The sequence below is a fragment of the Ensifer sp. ENS09 genome, assembly GCF_014852425.1.
Classification (GTDB): domain Bacteria; phylum Pseudomonadota; class Alphaproteobacteria; order Rhizobiales; family Rhizobiaceae; genus Ensifer.
In genome coordinates this window covers 1057842-1074847 of record NZ_JACVBP010000003.1, presented here as the reverse complement: position 1 = coordinate 1074847, position 17006 = coordinate 1057842, and the positions used below count along the sequence as shown (strand labels likewise).

The 17006-nt window shown below is 62.9% G+C and carries 16 protein-coding genes; 4 read left to right on the top strand and 12 right to left on the bottom strand.

Going from position 1 to position 17006, the window contains the following annotated elements; genetic code table 11:
- Positions 1-26: 26 nt before the first annotated feature.
- Genes IB267_RS20155 through IB267_RS20130 form a run of 6 tightly spaced genes read right to left on the bottom strand, consistent with a single transcriptional unit; the run spans position 27 to position 6359 of the window.
- Positions 27-1151, bottom strand: coding sequence for a substrate-binding domain-containing protein (locus tag IB267_RS20155; RefSeq protein ID WP_192449171.1), 1125 nt, complete (start codon positions 1149-1151; stop codon positions 27-29).
- A 59-nt stretch (positions 1152-1210) separates the two neighbouring features.
- Positions 1211-2212, bottom strand: coding sequence for an ABC transporter permease (locus IB267_RS20150; protein WP_192449170.1), 1002 nt, complete (start codon positions 2210-2212; stop codon positions 1211-1213).
- Positions 2209-3189, bottom strand: a complete 981-nt coding sequence (locus IB267_RS20145; protein ID WP_192449169.1) for an ABC transporter permease — start codon at positions 3187-3189, stop codon at positions 2209-2211. Before IB267_RS20145 ends, IB267_RS20150 begins: the two co-directional genes overlap by 4 nt.
- Positions 3186-4700, bottom strand: a complete 1515-nt coding sequence (locus IB267_RS20140; RefSeq protein ID WP_192449168.1) for a sugar ABC transporter ATP-binding protein — start codon at positions 4698-4700, stop codon at positions 3186-3188. Before IB267_RS20140 ends, IB267_RS20145 begins: the two co-directional genes overlap by 4 nt.
- Positions 4697-5545: a sugar phosphate isomerase/epimerase gene (locus IB267_RS20135; protein WP_192449167.1), complete on the bottom strand. Its 849-nt coding sequence runs from the start codon at positions 5543-5545 to the stop codon at positions 4697-4699. The genes IB267_RS20140 and IB267_RS20135 overlap by 4 nt, the downstream gene beginning before the upstream one ends.
- A 7-nt stretch (positions 5546-5552) precedes the next feature.
- Complete coding sequence (locus IB267_RS20130) at positions 5553-6359, bottom strand: sugar phosphate isomerase/epimerase (protein ID WP_192449166.1); 807 nt, start codon at positions 6357-6359, stop codon at positions 5553-5555.
- A 40-nt stretch (positions 6360-6399) separates the two neighbouring features.
- Here IB267_RS20130 and IB267_RS20125 point away from each other — a divergent pair, with 40 nt between their 5' ends.
- From IB267_RS20125 to IB267_RS20110, 4 genes are all read left to right on the top strand, one after another.
- The gene (locus tag IB267_RS20125) at positions 6400-6555 is read left to right on the top strand and encodes a hypothetical protein (RefSeq protein WP_192449165.1); all 156 of its coding nucleotides are present in this window, start codon (positions 6400-6402) and stop codon (positions 6553-6555) included.
- A 26-nt stretch (positions 6556-6581) separates the two neighbouring features.
- Positions 6582-7616 (top strand): AraC family transcriptional regulator, encoded by a 1035-nt coding sequence (locus IB267_RS20120; protein ID WP_192449164.1) that lies wholly within the window; start codon positions 6582-6584, stop codon positions 7614-7616.
- Positions 7617-7707: 91 nt separating this feature from the next.
- Positions 7708-8271, top strand: a complete 564-nt coding sequence (locus IB267_RS20115; RefSeq protein ID WP_246810721.1) for a TetR/AcrR family transcriptional regulator — start codon at positions 7708-7710, stop codon at positions 8269-8271.
- A gap of 276 nt (positions 8272-8547) precedes the next feature.
- The gene (locus IB267_RS20110) at positions 8548-9006 is read left to right on the top strand and encodes a hypothetical protein (protein ID WP_192449162.1); all 459 of its coding nucleotides are present in this window, start codon (positions 8548-8550) and stop codon (positions 9004-9006) included.
- A 145-nt stretch (positions 9007-9151) separates the two neighbouring features.
- Here the strand turns inward: IB267_RS20110 and IB267_RS20105 are convergent, their stop codons facing one another.
- The 6 genes from IB267_RS20105 to IB267_RS20080 all read right to left on the bottom strand — a co-directional run bounded on the left by IB267_RS20105 (position 9152) and on the right by IB267_RS20080 (position 16993).
- Positions 9152-10585 (bottom strand): NAD(P)(+) transhydrogenase (Re/Si-specific) subunit beta, encoded by a 1434-nt coding sequence (locus IB267_RS20105; RefSeq protein ID WP_192449161.1) that lies wholly within the window; start codon positions 10583-10585, stop codon positions 9152-9154.
- 19 nt (positions 10586-10604) lie between these two features.
- Entirely contained in the window at positions 10605-12191 is a 1587-nt protein-coding gene (locus IB267_RS20100; RefSeq protein WP_192449307.1) for a Re/Si-specific NAD(P)(+) transhydrogenase subunit alpha, read from the bottom strand.
- Between the two features lie 431 nt (positions 12192-12622).
- Positions 12623-13504, bottom strand: coding sequence for a dihydrodipicolinate synthase family protein (locus IB267_RS20095; RefSeq protein ID WP_192449160.1), 882 nt, complete (start codon positions 13502-13504; stop codon positions 12623-12625).
- Between the two features lie 28 nt (positions 13505-13532).
- Positions 13533-15152, bottom strand: coding sequence for an ABC transporter ATP-binding protein (locus tag IB267_RS20090; protein WP_192449159.1), 1620 nt, complete (start codon positions 15150-15152; stop codon positions 13533-13535).
- Positions 15145-16068 (bottom strand): ABC transporter permease, encoded by a 924-nt coding sequence (locus tag IB267_RS20085; protein ID WP_043612372.1) that lies wholly within the window; start codon positions 16066-16068, stop codon positions 15145-15147. The genes IB267_RS20090 and IB267_RS20085 overlap by 8 nt, the downstream gene beginning before the upstream one ends.
- A gap of 10 nt (positions 16069-16078) precedes the next feature.
- Entirely contained in the window at positions 16079-16993 is a 915-nt protein-coding gene (locus IB267_RS20080) for an ABC transporter permease (protein WP_034796335.1), read from the bottom strand.
- Positions 16994-17006 lie beyond the last annotated feature (13 nt).

Below are 17006 nucleotides of genomic sequence, written 5' to 3'. Positions count from 1 at the left end.
AGCCGCAGGCGGCTCGGTCTCCAAGCTTACTTTCCACCCCAGGCGGCGGGATAGTCCGGCAGCTTCTCGCAGCCGCACATAGCGTGATGCAGCGGCGGCATCTTGGCGTCGACATACTGGTCGAGCGTTTCTGCCGTGATCGCCGGCTGCGGCATGACCCATTCCGGGCCGGGCACGGCCTCTCCCTGCAGCACCTTCACTGCCGCGATGATCGGCGTGCGCCATTGGTAGGTCGGATAGGTTGGCGCTATCGCCTTGAAGCCTTCCGACTTCCACTTGACCAGGAAGTCCTGCTGGTCCTCGCCGGTAATGATCGGAGGCGGCAGGCCGGCATCCTCGAAGGCTTCGAGGGCTGCAACCGCCGTCGCACCCGCATCCATCCAGACCGCATCGATCTTGCCGCGTTGCAGGTAATCTTCGACGATCGACTTGGTCTTGGCATTGTCGCCCTCGGTGAATTCCTCGCCGATGACGTTCAGGCCGGTCTCCTTGAAAATGCGCTTGGCCGCGGACGCGCGGGTCTCGAGAACATCGACACCCGGCACGATCCGCAGCATCAGGACGTCGGCCCCCGCCGGTGCCGTGGCCGCCACGAACTCGCCTGCCTGGATACCGAAGCCGTAACCGCCGACCGGGTGGATGAAGGTGACCGGGCACTTGGTGTTGACGCCGCGGTCAAAGACGATCACCGGCAACTTGGCACAAGCTTTTTCGACCGCCGGCGTCAGGGCTGCGGTCGTATTCGGCGAGACGATCAGGGCCGAGCACTTGCCGCCATTGATGAGGTCGTCGATGTCGGCGATCTGCTTGTCGTCGGACCCTTCGGCATCGACGTGAATAAGCTCCTTGATCTCCGGATGGAGCTTCACTTCGGCCTGCATGTTCGTCCAGCCGGTTACCCGCCATGCATTGTTCACGCCGGCGTTCGAGAAGCAGATCGTGTAGGGACCTGGCTTCTTGTATTTTGCGGTGTCGGCCATCTGGTCGCCGTAGTACTGCTCCCAGGGCTCCCCTTCCGGGCCATTGGCCTTGGCCGTCAGCAGCGTCCGTTGCCTGTCGAACTCGGCGGTATCGTCGAAGTTCAGCTGTTGGCTATGCGCCGTGCCGGCGACGAGTGCCGCCGAAAGGGCGGCGGTCAGCAATCTTTTCATGTCTCACTCCCATTGATCATGATTTTTCAGTTCCTCCCGACGGCTTGAGGCCGGCGAAATCAGGTCCCGGCGGCGCGGTTGCGCCGGTAGGTGGCAAGCACGACTGCGGCGATCAGGATCAGGCCCTGGACGACATCGCGCGTCGGCTTCGGCAGTCCGATGAAATTGAGCAGCGTGAAGATGGCGGTCAGCGTCAGCGCGCCTGCAATCGAGGCCGAAACGGAGCCGCGGCCGCCGAGAAGCTGCGCGCCGCCGATGACGCAGGCGGTGATCGCCTGAAGCTCGTAGCCGACACCGACATCGGTCGATACGCCTGCAAATCCACCGAGCAGGATGCCGGCCGTCACCGCGCTCAGCGACGAGGCGACAAAAGCGATGATGCGCACCCTCACGATCGGCACACCCGACATCTGCGCCGCCCGCGGATTGTCGCCGAGCGCGTGCAGCATGCGCCCGAGATTGGTGCGATGCATCAGCCAGAACAGAACGGAGCCGACGACCAATAGCACCAGCAATGCGACCGGCACGAACTGGATGAGCGGAATGCCCTGAAGGCTGGCGCGCCCGAAGAAGCGGAACGTCTCCGGCAGATAGCCGCGCGGCGAACCGCTCGACCACATGAAGGCAGCACCGTTGAGCGTGATCATCATGCCGAGCGTCGCGATCAATGACGGCACCCGGAGGTAGGAAACGACCATGCTGTTGACCACGCCGACGGCAAGCCCCACCGCATACATGACCGCAATCACCCACCAGGTCGCATCGGCGCTGTTGTCGAGCAGCATCGACGAGCCGACAACCGTCAGCGTGATGAGCGAGCCTGCGGATAAGTCAAAGCCGCCGGACACGATGACGTAGATCTGGCCGGCCGCGAGGATGGCGAGAGGAGCGGCACGCTTCAGGAAATTCATGTAGCCGGTGGGCTCGATGAAGTTCGGGTTCGAAAACGTGATGGCAACGAGAAGGGCTGCCAGCACGAAGAAGACGGGATTGATCTTCGGCAGCCGCCCAACGCTTGCCACGCCGCGCGTCTTTGCGGAGCCGACGGTTTCCTGGATCATGCCACTATCCTCTTTGAACGGACTGCGTAGAAGGCGACGGCGGCGACGATGATGATGCCGCGCATCACCTGCTTGGCGAAGGCGTCGATGCCGGCGAGATTGAAGATGGAATCGATCAGCGAGAAGATGATCACGCCGGCGACCGTGCCCCAGATCCCGCCTTTGCCGCCGGCAAGGATCGTGCCGCCGATGACGACGACGGCGATCGATTCCAGATCGTAAGCGCCCTCCGTGCCGATCCAGGGCGAGCCGGATTTGAGGCGGCTGGCCAGGTAGAGGCCGGCGAGCGCTGCGCAAAGGCTGCAGATGATGTGGCTCGCCATCACGACCCGCGTCGTATTGATGCCAGCGGCGCGCGCCGTGTCGCGGTTGCCCCCAACCGAATAGATGTTGGAGCCGAAGCGCGTGAAGCGCAGCACGATCCATGCGCCAAGGACGAGCAGCGCCAGGACGATCAGGCTGACCGGTAGCCCGAGCACCTCGCCATAGGCAAAATACTGGAACGCATCCGGCACCGAACCGCCGAACCGGCCATGAAAGGAGGCAAGACAGCCCTGAATGATCAGTGCCATGCCGAGCGTCGCGATCAGCGGGTTGACGTCGAGGCGGGTGATCAGGAGCCCGTTGAGCGTGCCGACCACCGCCCCCATGACGAGCACCGCAACAACCGCCGGCACCATCATCGCCGGATCGCCGTTCATGATCGCGGAGGACACCACGGCCGAGGCCGAGATGAGATGGGCCACCGACAGGTCGATCGAACCGACCAGGATGGTGAAGGTCTGCCCGACGGCGGTGATGCCGAGCGCGATGGACCGGTTGAGGATGGAGACGGTCGCCTCCAGCGTCAGGAAGCGTGTAAGGCCTAGGCTGAGCCCAATCGCGACATAGATGAGGACGGCCAGCCCGAGCAGCAGCGCCGGCGCGTAGTGTTCCATGCGCCAGGCCGGACGCCGGATGAGACTTGCCTTGTTCATGCTGCCACCGCCTCCTCGCCGGTTGCCGCCAACATCACGTCGGCCTCACTGACCCCACGCGAAAACGCCGCGACGAGTTCGCCATTCCGCATCACAAGGACGCGGTCGGATACGCCGAGAACCTCCGGAAGATCGGACGAGACCATCATGATGGCCGTGCCCTTGCGCGCGAGATCGCGCATCAGGTGGTAGATCCCGGCCTTGGCATTGACGTCGATCCCGCGTGTCGGCTCGATGAAGATCAACAGCCGGGGCGCCAGCGCCAGCCAGCGCGCGACGATGGCTTTCTGCTGGTTGCCCCCCGACAGCGCCTTGATGTCCTGGGCAAAGCTGCCGGCACGCACGTCGAGTTCACGCAGCAGCTTTTCCATCGCTTCCGTCGAGGCGAATGACGTCGCATTGGCATTGCCGGAAAGGGAGGAGAGCGCGCGGGACGTCAGCATCCCGTTGTCGACGACCGATTGCATCAACACCAGCGCTTCGGCCTTGCGATCGCCCGGTAGCAGCCCGACCCCGGCGTGGATCGCCTCGCGCGGACTGGCAAACCGCGCCGGCTTACCGGCAAGGGTGATCTTGCCCTCGGTGAAGGGAGAAAGGCCGAATATTGCCTGCGCGAGCGCAACGCGCCCTGCCCCTTGCAAGCCGGAAAAGCCGACGATCTCACCGGCGCTTAGCTCGAAGGACACGTTTTTCAGCCGGTCGTTTCCGGCATTGCTGACGCAGAGCACGACGTCGCCGATCTCCTGCGGTGCGGCCGGCTCCGCATAGAAATCGCCAAGGTCGCGGCCGACCATCGCCCGCACGATCGCCTCCGGCTCAGGTACATGGTCGAAGCAAACCGCCACCTCGCCATCCTTGAGAACGGTCACACGATTGGCCAACCGCGTGATTTCAGGCATGCGGTGGGTGATGTAGACGATGGCCACACCGCTCTTCTTCAGGGTGTCGACGAGACAGAAGAGCACCTCGCATTCGGCCTCGTTCAGCGCTGCCGTCGGCTCGTCCATCACGATCACCTTTGCCTCGAGCGACACCGCCTTGGCGATCTCGACCAGTTGCTGGCTGGCGACGTCGAGGTCGGCGACCACAGTGCTCGGCTCGATCCGGTGCGCCGAGCCGAACAGCGCAAGCACGCGCCGCGCTTCGTCGTTCATCGCCCTGTGGTCGATCAGACCGCGACGCGTCGGCTCGCGGCCAAGGAAGATGTTCTGTGCGACGGTTCGCTCGGGCAGCAGGGAGAATTCCTGATAAATGACGGCAATGCCCGCCCGGATCGCCGCCAGCGGATGCGTGAAATGCCGTTCTTCGCCGTTCACGACAACCGCGCCTGCGTCCGGCCGATAGACGCCGGAGAGGATCTTCATCAGCGTCGACTTGCCGGCGCCGTTCTCCCCCGCCAGCGCATGGACCTCGCCGCAATGGGCGGAGAAGCTGACGCTTTTCAACGCCTTGACGCCGGGGAAACTCTTGGTGATACCGCGCATCTCGATGGCGGGATGTTGCGTGTTCATGCTGCAGCCCATGTCTTGCGGATGAATGTCGCGCTCTCGGAAAAGAGCGTATCGAAATCGGGAAACAGCGGCCGCCAGACGCGGGTCGCCGTCGCGATCGCCGGCAGCCCGGCGCCGAATGCCTCAAGCGTCAGCCAACCGTCATAGCCGATCTCCTTCAACACCGTGAACATCGCCGCAAAGTCGATATGCCCGCGCCCCGGTATGCCGCGATCATTCTCGGAGACATGGAAGACACCGATATCCTGGCCGATCAGCCGGATCGCCGCCTCCGGCCGACGTTCCTCCACATTGGCATGGAAGGTGTCGTACATGATCTTGAAGGCAGGATGTGCCACGCGATCCACATAGGCACGCGCCTGCTCCATCGTGTTGAGAAAATAGGTCTCGAAACGATTGAGTGGCTCGAGGCTCAAATGCATGCCGTTGGCCGCGGCCCGCTCTGCGAGCGCATGGTGCGCGTCGGCCCCATGTTTCAGCTCGTCTTCGCTGGCGCCCCGCCCGGTGAAGAAGCCGATCGGCGCGTGAAACGGCCCACCCATGCTTTCGGCGCCAAGGGCGATGGCGCAGTCAAGCGCCCAGTCGAGATGGGCGCGCCCCCGCGCCCGCACGTCGGCATCGCAACTGACGGGGCTTGCCTCAGGCGTCGGGACGATCGATGTGGTGGACCGGCCAAGGCCGAGCCCGTCCAGTTCGCGGCCCAGGCGTTCGTAATGACTTACCTTGCCCGACAGAACCGGCACTTCGACGCCGTCATAGCCTAGATCGCGCAACCGGCCGATGTTGCCGAGATGCCTCTCCTCGACGAAATCGGTCAGGCAAAGGAGATTGATACCAAGCTTCATGGGGCGCTCAATTCAAAGAGATGCCGAGATCGCGACAGGTCGCGCGGATCCAGGCCAGTGACGTTTCGATCATCGGGCCAGCGGCGCCTTCACATTCGAGGCTGAGCACACCGTCGTAGCCATGGTCGCGAAGCGTGGCGAGGCAAGCCTTGATGTTCTCGGCATTGACGCCATCGCCGAGCGCGCAATGGCTGACCGCGATCCCGGTTTGTCCGCCGCGGGCGGCCGCTGCCAGCGACGGCGACACGTCCTTCAGATGGACATGGGACACCCTGTCGATGAACCGCGACAGAAACTGCGGCGGTTCCTGCCCGGCGATGAACGTGTTGCCGGTGTCCATGTTCATGCGCAGCCACTTGCTGTCTGCAAAGGCGAGCATGCGCTCCATGAATTCCGGACGCGTCGTGAAATGACCATGGGGCTCGATGTTGACGACGATCTCGTGTGCTTCGGCGACTTCGACGATCTTTTCGTAGCTACGCTTCATCAGCGCCATCGACTCTTCTTCGGTCAGTCCGGGCGGCATGTGGAGCCCGTCCGTCGTGTCGACACAGGGGCTGCCGGCCTGCGCTGCCCAGGCAATCGACTTCAGCACATAGGGCACACCTCTAAGCGGCCCGTCCTCGCCAGACAGCGGATAGGCCGCATCGACCTGCGAAAAGCGCACGCCGTAGCGCTCCATCTTGCGACGCAAGAGGACGGGATCCTCGTAGAGCGCGACATGCGGTTGGTAACCCAGTCCGTGGATCCAGCTCACGCCGTCGATCAGGCCGCATTCGATGAAGTGCAAATCGTTGTCGCTTGCCCATTGCAAGCATTTTTCAAACGACCAATAGGCCGAGTTGAACGCGTCCGTGTGGAAGCCTATCCGCACCGGCAAAATCCTCCCAATTCCCCTCCATGCCATTGAGTTTCAACAGCAAATCACCAGCGCCTTTAAAATGTCGCTTGATGATGCCCAAGCATTGCGCAATAAATCGCTGCCGGCGTTCGAAATAGACGACTGGTAAATTTTATACATCTGCGGGGGAGCAGCATGACGAGGAGCAGCAACGAACGGGCCGTCAATCGGCCTGCGGTCTTCCGCGAGCCGGGCGCCCTGCTCTATGCCGGCAACTGCCAGGACCTGATGAAGGCCTCGCTTGCGGGCCAGGTGTCGCTCAACGCCTGGACGCGGCGCGGCTATCCCGGCATCGATCTCGGCGCGGCGCTGCCGCAGGTCTGCTCCGTCGGCGGTTGGGATGCGACGACCCCGCAGGATTGGGGCCTGCGCGAACATTGCAACGAAGGGGTCAAGATCGCCTATCTGGCGCGCGGCTCATTGACGATCACCATGGATGGCCGCAGGACGACGATCAAGGAAGGCCAGATGTTCGTCGTGCGACCCTGGCAGTTGCACGCGCTCGGCGATCCCAATGTCGGCGCCAGCCACATCATCTGGGTGCTCATGGATATGGGCGTGCGCCGCCCGCACGAAACCTGGCTGTGGCCCGACTGGATCGGCTGGCCCGAGCGCGACCGAAAGCGCCTGAGCGAACTTCTGTCGAAGAACGAACAGATTTCCTACAACGCCTCGCGCGAGGTCGTCCGCACCTTCCTCGATATCCACGAGGTGGTGGCAGGCGGCGATATCGACGGTGGCGAAGCACATCTGCGCCTTTTGATTTCGATGATGCTACTGCAATTCCGCCAGATGCTGGAAAGCCAGGCACCGGTGCTGGATCTTGCTCTCGCAAGCTCGAAACGCACGGTCGAGATCTTTTTGAAACGGCTGCGTCACGCGCTCGACGAGGAGTGGACGCTCGAGAACATGGCGGCAGAGTGTAATCTTTCCCGCACGCAATTTTCGCAGCATTGCCAGGTGCTGACCAACATGACGCCGGTCCGCTACCTCCAGACGCTCCGGCTCAACGCCGCACGGCAGCTTCTCGAAAGCGGCGCGCATTCGGTCACCAATATCGCCTTTGATTGCGGCTTTTCATCGAGCCAGTATTTTGCCACCTGCTACAAGAAGCGCTTCGGCTTCTCGCCGATGGAAACGCCGCGTCAGTCGCTATCGATCGCCAACTGAAAGTGAGCCGCCGCGACCGGATCAAAGCCGAATGGATAAGAAAGCTCTCCTGACGCCCCGAAAGGCCGCTTCGCAGCAACGCTCGCGAGCGATGATCGAGGCGCTGGTGGAAGCGACGGCGCGTGTCCTGATCAAGGAAGGATTTGAACGCGCGAACACAAATCGCATTGCCGAGGAGGCCGGCGTCAGCATCGGCTCCCTCTATCAATATTTTCCGAGCAAGGAAGCGCTCGTCGTTGCCGTCATCGAACGGCACAAGGGCGAGATGGTCGATGTCTTGCGGGGTACCCTCGCAAAGGTGGCGACGCTACCGCTCGACAATGCAGTGCGCGAACTGGTCAAGGCGATGATCAATGCGCATCGTGTGAACCCAGACCTTCATCGGGTGCTGATCGAGGAAACGCCACGTGCGGGACGGATTGGCACGATCGACGGCTTTGACAGAGAGTTCTACGGGCTGATCAGGGCGTATCTCGAATTGCACAAGGCAGAACTGCGGCCGGTGGATCTGGACCTGGCCGCTTACATCTGCGTCAGTTGCACGGAAGCGCTGACGCACGGCGCGGTCGTCGGCAGTCCAGATAAGCTAAACGATGGAAACGTCGACGCCTTCATCAACGAAGTGACGACGCTGATCACACGCTACCTGAAGTAACGTCCTCCGGGTCCAGACATCCAAGATGCGAGCAGGGTCTTGGTAGCGTGACGCCGCTCCGTGAACGCCTGCGGCCAACTGCGTGAATTGCCGGCGAAATTTGGAGGGGTAGCGCGCGCCGAGACAGCTTCCCGAACGCGAGTAGATTTTTGCGAGCAATCGCTCACAATTTGTCTGCACGCGGCCGTTCCGACAACCAGCCTCGCATCGACATCGAATGCCAAACGAGCGGTCAAGCAACCGCTTCTCGAAGCCCCGGACCAAGGTAACAGGAAGATGTACGCACACGTCGTGATGATTCATGCCGCGGCCATGGGCACGGCATTTCTGCTGTTTGCAGCACGGGAGCTGCTTTTCATTGCTGCTTGGCGAGGGCAAGCCGGCGCTGCGAAATTGGCGCTGACCGCCAACCGGATTGCGGGCCTGCTCACGGGCATAGGGATTGCCGGAGGCATTGGGCTCATCGTCTTGGGCGCGTGGCCGCTATCGACACCCTGGCTACTGGTGTCATTCACCCTGATCGCCACCTTGATGGTTGTCGAAAGCAGGTTCGTACGGCCATGGGAGGCACAGGTGCAACCAGCCCTTCAAGGCGCGATCGACACAATCGAAGTCCGAGCGCTTCTTCGAAACAAGCGCGCCCTGTGCGGCCGCCTGGCATCGATCTTACTTTTCGCCCTGATCATAGCGCTGATGGTCGTCAAACCCGACCTATCCGGCATTTTCGGCGCCTAGGGCGACGCCGGCGGGCGCAACAGCGTTGCACGGCCATTGCGAGGCGACCCAAGCGCCGGCGGCTACACCGCGCCAGTCTTTCATCAACGGATTTGAACTCACCGCCCCGGTATGAAGGGCGGTGAGTTTCCGTTTCAGGGTGTCGTCACGCCAGTGCCGGCAGCAGCTGGTCGATGCTCTTCTTGGCGTCTCCGTAGAACATGCGGGTGTTGTCCTTGTAGAACAGCGGGTTCTCGATGCCGGAGTAACCGGTACCCTGGCCGCGCTTGGAGACGAACACCTGCTTGGCCTTCCAGACTTCGAGCACCGGCATGCCGGCGATCGGCGAGTTCGGGTCTTCCTGGGCGGCCGGATTGACGATGTCGTTTGAGCCGATGACGATGACGACATCGGTTTCGTGGAAGTCCTCGTTGATCTCGTCCATCTCGAGCACGATGTCGTAAGGAACCTTCGCCTCGGCCAAGAGTACGTTCATGTGGCCCGGCAGACGGCCGGCGACCGGATGAATGGCGAAGCGGACGTTCTTGCCGGCCGCCCGCAGCTTGCGGGTAAGCTCGGAGACCGACTGCTGCGCCTGCGCCACCGCCATGCCGTAGCCCGGCACGATGATGACGCTGTCGGCGTCGTTGAGGGCAGCGGCCACACCATCGGCATCAATGGCGATCTGCTCGCCAGTGATTTCCATCGCCGGCCCCGTGGTGGCGCCGAAACCACCGAGAATGACCGACAGGAACGAGCGGTTCATCGCCTTGCACATGATGTAGGAGAGGATCGCACCCGAGGAGCCGACCAGCGCACCGGTGACGATCAGAAGGTCGTTGCCGAGCGTGAAACCGATCGCGGCGGCAGCCCAGCCGGAATAGCTGTTCAGCATCGACACCACCACCGGCATGTCGGCGCCGCCGATGCCCATGATCAGGTGATAGCCGATGAAGAAGGCGGCGAGCGTCATGACAAGCAGCGTCCAGGTGCCGGCACCATTGACGTAGAGCACCAGCAGCACGAGCGAGAGAAGAGCAGCACCGGCGTTGAGCAGGTGACCGCCGGGCAGCTTCTTTGCCTTGCCGTCGACCTTGCCGGCAAGCTTGCCGAAGGCGATGACGGAGCCGGTGAAGGTGACGGCGCCGATGAAGACGCCGAGGAAGACCTCGACCTTCATGATCGACAGTTCCACCGGTTCCTTGTGCGCAAGGATCGCGGCAAAGCCGGTCAATGCAGAGCGGGCCGCCGCATCGAGGCCGGCGACATCAGCCGCCTCGATATGGGCGTTGAAGCCGATGAACACGGCGGCGAGACCGACGAAGGAATGGAGGGCCGCAACAAGCTGCGGCATCTCGGTCATCTGGACGCGGGAGGCAACGAAGTGGCCGAGCACGGCGCCGCCGGCAATCATCAGGACGATGATGAACCAGTTGCCGACATCGGGTCCGAAGACCGTGGCGACAATGGCGAGTGCCATGCCCGTCATACCGTACCAGACGGCGCGCTTGGCGCTTTCCTGACCCGAAAGCCCGCCGAGCGAGAGGATGAAGAGGACGGCTGCCGCGATGTAGGCGGCCGATACGATACCGATCATCATAATGTCTACCCCTGCCCGATCAGGATTTCTGGAACATGGCGAGCATGCGCCGTGTGACGAGGAAGCCGCCGACGATGTTGATCGTGGCGATCAACACCGACAGCGCCGCAAGCAGCACCACCAGCCAGTTGCCTGACCCGATCTGCAGCAGCGCGCCGAGAATGACGATGCCCGATACCGCGTTGGTAACGGCCATCAGCGGGGTGTGCAGCGAGTGCGAGACGTTCCAGATGACCTGGAAACCGACAAAGCAGGCGAGCACGAAGACGACGAAGTGGCTCATGAAGGCCGGCGGCGCAAAGGCGCCGACCAAAAGCAGCAGCGCTGTGCCGACGGCGAGAAGCGTCAGCTGGCTCTTCGTCTGGGCCTTGAAGGCTGCGGCCTCGGTGGCGCGCTTTACCTCCGGCGTCGGTTCCTTCACTTTCTCCTTGGGTTTCTGCGCCGCGATCGCGGCGATCTTCGGCGGTGGCGGCGGGTAGGTGATCGCGCCTTCGAAGGTGACGGTCGCGCCACGGATGACGTCGTCCTCCATATTGTGGACGAGCTTGCCATCCTTGCCCGGCGTCAGGTCGGTCAGCATATGGCGGATATTGGTGGCATAGAGCGTGGACGCCTGCGCGGCCATGCGGCTCGGGAAATCGGTATAGCCGATGACGACGACGCCGTTGTCGGAGACGATCCGCTGGTCGGCAACCGTCAGATCGCAGTTGCCGCCGCGCTCTGCGGCAAGGTCGACCACCACCGATCCCGGCTTCATTGCGGCCACCATGTCGGCAAGCCAGAGTTTCGGCGCGTCGCGACCGGGGATCAGCGCCGTGGTGATGACGATATCGATCTGCGGCGCAAGCTCGCGGAACTTGGCAAGCTGCTTCTCGCGGAACTCCGGCGAAGAGGGAGCCGCATAGCCGCCGGTAGCAGCGCCGTCCTGCTGACTGCCCCCCTCACCATCGGCGAAATCGAGATAGACGAATTCGGCGCCCATGCTTTCGATCTGTTCGGCGACCTCTGGACGCACGTCAAAGGCATAGGTCTGGGCGCCGAGCGAGGTGGCGACGCCGATCGCGGCAAGACCGGCGACGCCGGCACCGATCACCAGGACCTTTGCCGGCGGCACCTTGCCGGCGGCCGTTACCTGGCCGGTGAAGAAGCGGCCGAAATTGTTGCCGGCCTCGATCACCGCGCGATAGCCGGCGATATTGGCCATCGACGACAGCGCATCCATCTTCTGGGCGCGGCTGATGCGCGGCACCATGTCCATGGCGATGACGTTGGCGCCCTTCGCCTTGGCAAGCTCCAGCAGTTCGGCATTCTGGCCGGGATAGAAGAACGAGATCAGCGTCTTGTCCGCAGACAGGTGCGCGACTTCACTCGGCTCAGGCGGCCGTACCTTGACGACCACATCGGCCGAACCCCACAGCGCCTCTGCCGACGGCGCCACCTCGACGCCCGCGGCGCGATAGGAATCGTCGGAAAAGCCAGCCGCAACACCAGCACCCGTTTCGATGATGCTGCTATAGCCAAGTTTCGCAAGTTGCACCGCGCTGTCAGGTGTCAGCGCCACGCGCGCCTCGCTTGCGGTGACCTCCCGCGGCGCGCCAATTTTAATCGCCATGCTTGTCTGTCCTCTCCTGCCGACTAGGCAATGCCTTGTCCCTCAACAATGCGACAGCAGAACAAGCAAACCTTGAGAGTACTGTCCAGTACGCTTTGCCGCGAATCCGTCCATTCTTGTCGCTTTTTAGTTTTCCCTAATCGTTTTTATCGGCCAGGCACTTCGCCAGGCCGGCCGATCGGGCGCGAATGGTCAGCAAAAAGCAGACGGAGACGCCTCCGCAAAACGGCCGCTGAATGGACTCCAGCGGGCCGCCGATCGCGTGTGTGAAGCGACGAACATCACCCAAGAGGGGTCCGAGCCCGCATCCGTTTCATGAAACGATCACCCCGAGCGGCGACCGGCAACGTGGCGCACCGACGTCGACGCGGTACGGGGAGGTGCCGCGTCGTGCGAATCAAATTCGCCTGCCTGTTGAAGAGCCGCTAGAGAAGGCGGTAGCGTTTCAGGATTTCGGCGATCTGTTCGTCCTGCTCCCTGTTGGGCAGAAGAGCTGGCTGGCGGCTTGCGCCGACGGATACGTCCTGAAGGTAGAGCGCGCGCTTGACCATCGCCGGGGCAAAGCCGAGTGCATAGAGGTCGGTCCGAAAGGCGGCAAAGGTTGCCTGCTGCTTCTGCGCTTCGACGATATCGCCGGCATTGAAGGCCTTCAAGATGCCCGCGAGCACATCCGGCATGGCGTTTCCGAGGCCCGAGATGCAACCGGCCGCACCATTCTGCAACGCCCAGAGCACGAGGTGGTCAGGGCCGGAATAGACTTCGAAACCGTCGACCTCCTTGGCGACCTGCAGATAGGCCTCCAACGTCTCCTTTGCGCCACCGGAATCCTTGATGCCGGCAATGTTGCCGTGGCCGGCAAGCGTGCGCGCCGTGTCGGGCTCGATATGGTTCTGCGTGCGGGCCGGAATATCGTAGAGGTAGACGGGCGTCTTCACGGCATCGGCGACGGTCGAGAAATGGCGGATAAGGCCATCCTGGGTGCAGGCGATGAAGAACGGCGTGATCACCGCAATGCCGTCGACGCCGATCCGGTCGAATTCGCGGGCGAGCTTGACGGTCTCGAAGGTGGCCGGCATGCCGGCATTGACGATCACCTTGACGCGACCGCCGACTTCGTCGACCACCTCTTCCGTCAGCCGCACCTTTTCCTCAAAGGTCAGCGCGGAGAAGTCGCCGTTGGTTCCGGCGCACATGATATTGTTGCCGGCTGCGACCTGGCGGCGGACCTGGGCGCGCGTCGCCTGGTAGTTGATGGTTTCGTCCTCGTTGAAGCAGGTTACGAGGGCGACGAAAGCTTTCTTGGTCATGCGGGTATTCCTCTCAATGGACGACGCCTCACGAGGCGCGCTGAAGGCGGGCGGCGCGGTGGGCTGCCTGGACATCGGGATCGGGATCGAGTCCGGCGGCGAGCAGCGCGCGCGTGTAATCCTGTTGCGGCGTCTCGAACACCTCGCGCACCGTGCCGAGCTCGACGATGTTGCCCTTCTGCATGACCATGACGTGGTCGGCAAAGTCGCGCACCACCGGCAGGTCGTGGGCGATGAAGATGAAGGCGATGCCCATTTCCTTGCGCAGCCGGTCGAGCAGCGCGATCACCTGCGCCTGCACCGAAACGTCAAGTGCCGAGACCGCCTCGTCGCAGATGATGAGCTGCGGCTCGAGTGCGAGTGCGCGGGCAATGGCGATACGCTGGCGCTGGCCGCCGGAAAACTGATGCGGGTATCGGCCCATGTGTTCCGGACCGAGACCAACCTGCACCAGAAGTTCGGCGACGCGCTCGCGCCATTTCGCCTTGGGCAGGATATCCGGATGGATGACCCAGGCCTCCGAGATGAGCTGGTAGACGGTCATGCGCGGGTTGAGCGATTGCGTCGGATCCTGGAAAACCATCTGCAGGTCGCGGCGCAGCTTGTAGAGTTCCGCAGGCGACATCGTGAAGAGGTCACGGCCCTTCCACAGAGCACTGCCGCTATCCGGCTCATCGAGGCGAAGCAGGATGCGCGCCAGCGTCGACTTGCCCGAGCCGCTCTCTCCGACAACGGCCATGGTCTCGCCGGGCATGAGATCGAAGGACAGCCCCTTCAGCGCCTCGAAGGCGCCATAACGCTTGCGCACGTCGCGAACGGAAAGGACAGGCTCGGCGCGGGCGGCCGGCGCATGCATTGCACCCTTGCCGGGGGCAGCCGCAATCAGCTTCTTGGTATAGGGATGCTGCGGGTTCTTGTAGACCTCGCGCACAGTGCCCGCTTCGACCAGGACGCCTTTTTCCATCACCACCACGCGGTCGGCGATCTCTGCGACCACACCGAGGTCGTGAGTGATGATGAGGACTGCCATGCCAGTCTCCCGCTGCAACTCGTCGAGCAGGGCGAGCACCTCGGCCTGCACGGTAACGTCGAGCGCCGTCGTCGGCTCATCGGCGATCAACAGGTCTGGTCTGAGCGCCAATGCCATGGCGATCATGACGCGCTGGCGCTGACCGCCGGAGAATTCGTGCGGGTACTTGTCCAGGGAGCGTTCGGGGTCGGGGATGCCGACCCGGGTCAAAAGTCGTAACGCCTCGGAAGCGGCCTTCGTCGCATCCGTTCCGTGGGTGGTCAGCGCCTCGCGGATCTGCCAGCCGACGGTATAGACCGGGTTGAGATGGCTCAGCGGGTCCTGGAAGATCATCGCGATGCGGCGCCCGTTGACCTTGCGCCTTTCCTGCGCCGGCATTTTCAGAAGGTCGACGCCATCGAGCAGGATCTCGCCCGAGCTGATGCGCCCCGGCGGCATGTCGATCAGGTTCATGATCGCCGAGGAGGAGACCGACTTGCCGGATCCGCTCTCTCCGAGAATTGCAAGCGTCTCGCCACGGTCGAGATGGTAGGAGATGTTGCGGACCGCTTTCACGACGCCAACCGCGGTGTGGAACTCGACCGACAGGTCGCGGACTTCGAGGAGATGGTCAGCCATTCTTGCGACCTTTCATTTCGAGACGCCAGCGCTGCACCGGATCGAGCGCGATGCGCAGCCAGTTCGACAAGAGGTTCAGCGACATGGTGGTAAGGATGATCGCAAGGCCCGGCCAGAAAGAAAGCCACCATGCGTTGGTGAGGTACTGGCGTCCCTGCGAGATCATCAGGCCCCAGGTGATTTCCGGCGGCTGGATGCCGATCCCGAGGAACGAAAGCGCGCTTTCGGCCAGCATCACATAGGCGAAGTCGAGGGTCGCAAGCGTCGTCAGCGTCGGCAGCACCACGGGCAGGATGTGGCGAAAGACGATGCGCTTACTCGATGCGCCCATGACGCGCGCCGCCTGCACGAACATGCGTTCACGGATTTCCAGCACTTCGGCGCGTGTGGTTCTGAGGTAGACCGGGATGCGGGTGATTGCCAGCACCAGCATGAGGTTCAGGACAGACGAGCCGAGAATGTAGAGAACAATGACGGCGATCAGCAGCGACGGGAACGACATGATGACGTCGGCGAGCCGCATGATGATCTGATTGACGCGCGGCGAGGAGAAGCCGGCAACCAGGCCGAGGATGGTGCCGACGGTTGCCGAAAGCGCGACGGCACCGGCGGCCACCATCAGCGTATTCTGGGTGGCGACGATGATGCGGGCAAGCAGCGGCCGCCCGAGGGCATCGGCGCCCATCCACCAGACCCAGCCGCGCTCCCAGTCGAAGGGAACGGCGTTGCGGCCTCGAAGGTTCTGCTTGGTCGCGAGATCGCCGAGCCAGGTCGGCCCGATGATTGCGAGGATAAGAACGAAAAGCAGGAAGATCGCAGCGCAAAGCGCGAACTTGTCGGCAAGCAGCATGCGGAACATGCGGGTCGCAAAGCGCGGCTCTTCGGCGATGACGGGATCGGCGGTCTGCAGGGTCATGGTCCCCTCCTCAATGCCGGATGCGCGGATCGAGCAGCGCGTAAGCCAGATCGATCAGCAGGTTCATGAGGAAGATCGCCAGCGCCGTGACGAGGATGGCGGCAAGCACGACGTTGAAATCGCGCTGCAGGATGGAATCGATCATCAGCTTGCCGACGCCCGGAAAGCCGAAGATGGTTTCGACGATCACCGCGCCGTTCAGAAGGCTCGCGGCCTGGTCGCCGATGACGGTAATGACCGGCAGCATGGCGTTACGCAGCGCATGCACGAAGATGATCGGCCCGGATTTGACGCCCTTGGCGCGCGCCGTCTTCACATAGGCCGAAGAAAGCGCCCCGATCATCGAGCCGCGCACCACCTGTACGATGATGCCGAAAGGGCGGATGAACAGAACCGAGATCGGCAGGATCCAATGCAGCAGCGACCCCGTGCCTGACGTCGGCAGCCAGGCGAGGTTGACCGAAAAGACGACGATCGCGACGATGGCGATCCAGAAATCGGGAACGGAAGCGCCCACCAGCGAGATCAGCGAGGAGAGCCGATCGAAGAAGCCGCCGGCACGGAAGGCGGCAAGCGAGCCGACGACGATCGCAGCGCCGGCGACCAGCGTCATGGTGATGACGGCAAGCCAGAGCGTCCAGGTAAAGGCCTCCAGCACAACATCCAAGGCAGGGCGAGCCTTGCGCAGGGATTCGCCGAAGTCGCCGGTGACGACGTCGCCGACATAGCGTCCGAACTGCACCAGCATGGGATCGTTCAAGCCATGCAGCTCGCGGAATTGCGCCTTCATCTCTGCGGAGGCCTCGACCGGCAGGAACAAGGCGGCCGGATCACCCGTCAACCGCGACAGGAAGAAGACCATGACGAGCAGCCCGACGAGCGAGATCAGACTGGCCACGGCGCGTTTTCGAACGAATTTCAGCATGGCGCCCTCGAAG

Excerpts from the sequence above, each read along its gene's own strand:
- IB267_RS20120 (WP_192449164.1), top strand. The coding sequence starts at position 6,582 with ATGACGAGGAGCAGCAACGAACGGGCCGTCAATCGGCCTGCGGTCTTC.
- IB267_RS20145 (WP_192449169.1), bottom strand. The coding sequence starts at position 3,189 with ATGAACAAGGCAAGTCTCATCCGGCGTCCGGCCTGGCGCATGGAACAC.
- IB267_RS20090 (WP_192449159.1), bottom strand. The coding sequence starts at position 15,152 with ATGGCTGACCATCTCCTCGAAGTCCGCGACCTGTCGGTCGAGTTCCAC.
- IB267_RS20110 (WP_192449162.1), top strand. The coding sequence starts at position 8,548 with ATGTACGCACACGTCGTGATGATTCATGCCGCGGCCATGGGCACGGCA.
- IB267_RS20115 (WP_246810721.1), top strand. The coding sequence starts at position 7,708 with ATGATCGAGGCGCTGGTGGAAGCGACGGCGCGTGTCCTGATCAAGGAA.
- IB267_RS20135 (WP_192449167.1), bottom strand. The coding sequence starts at position 5,545 with ATGAAGCTTGGTATCAATCTCCTTTGCCTGACCGATTTCGTCGAGGAG.
- IB267_RS20085 (WP_043612372.1), bottom strand. The coding sequence starts at position 16,068 with ATGACCCTGCAGACCGCCGATCCCGTCATCGCCGAAGAGCCGCGCTTT.
- IB267_RS20105 (WP_192449161.1), bottom strand. The coding sequence starts at position 10,585 with ATGATGATCGGTATCGTATCGGCCGCCTACATCGCGGCAGCCGTCCTC.
- IB267_RS20155 (WP_192449171.1), bottom strand. The coding sequence starts at position 1,151 with ATGAAAAGATTGCTGACCGCCGCCCTTTCGGCGGCACTCGTCGCCGGC.
- IB267_RS20150 (WP_192449170.1), bottom strand. The coding sequence starts at position 2,212 with ATGATCCAGGAAACCGTCGGCTCCGCAAAGACGCGCGGCGTGGCAAGC.
- IB267_RS20140 (WP_192449168.1), bottom strand. The coding sequence starts at position 4,700 with ATGAACACGCAACATCCCGCCATCGAGATGCGCGGTATCACCAAGAGT.
- IB267_RS20095 (WP_192449160.1), bottom strand. The coding sequence starts at position 13,504 with ATGACCAAGAAAGCTTTCGTCGCCCTCGTAACCTGCTTCAACGAGGAC.
- IB267_RS20080 (WP_034796335.1), bottom strand. The coding sequence starts at position 16,993 with ATGCTGAAATTCGTTCGAAAACGCGCCGTGGCCAGTCTGATCTCGCTC.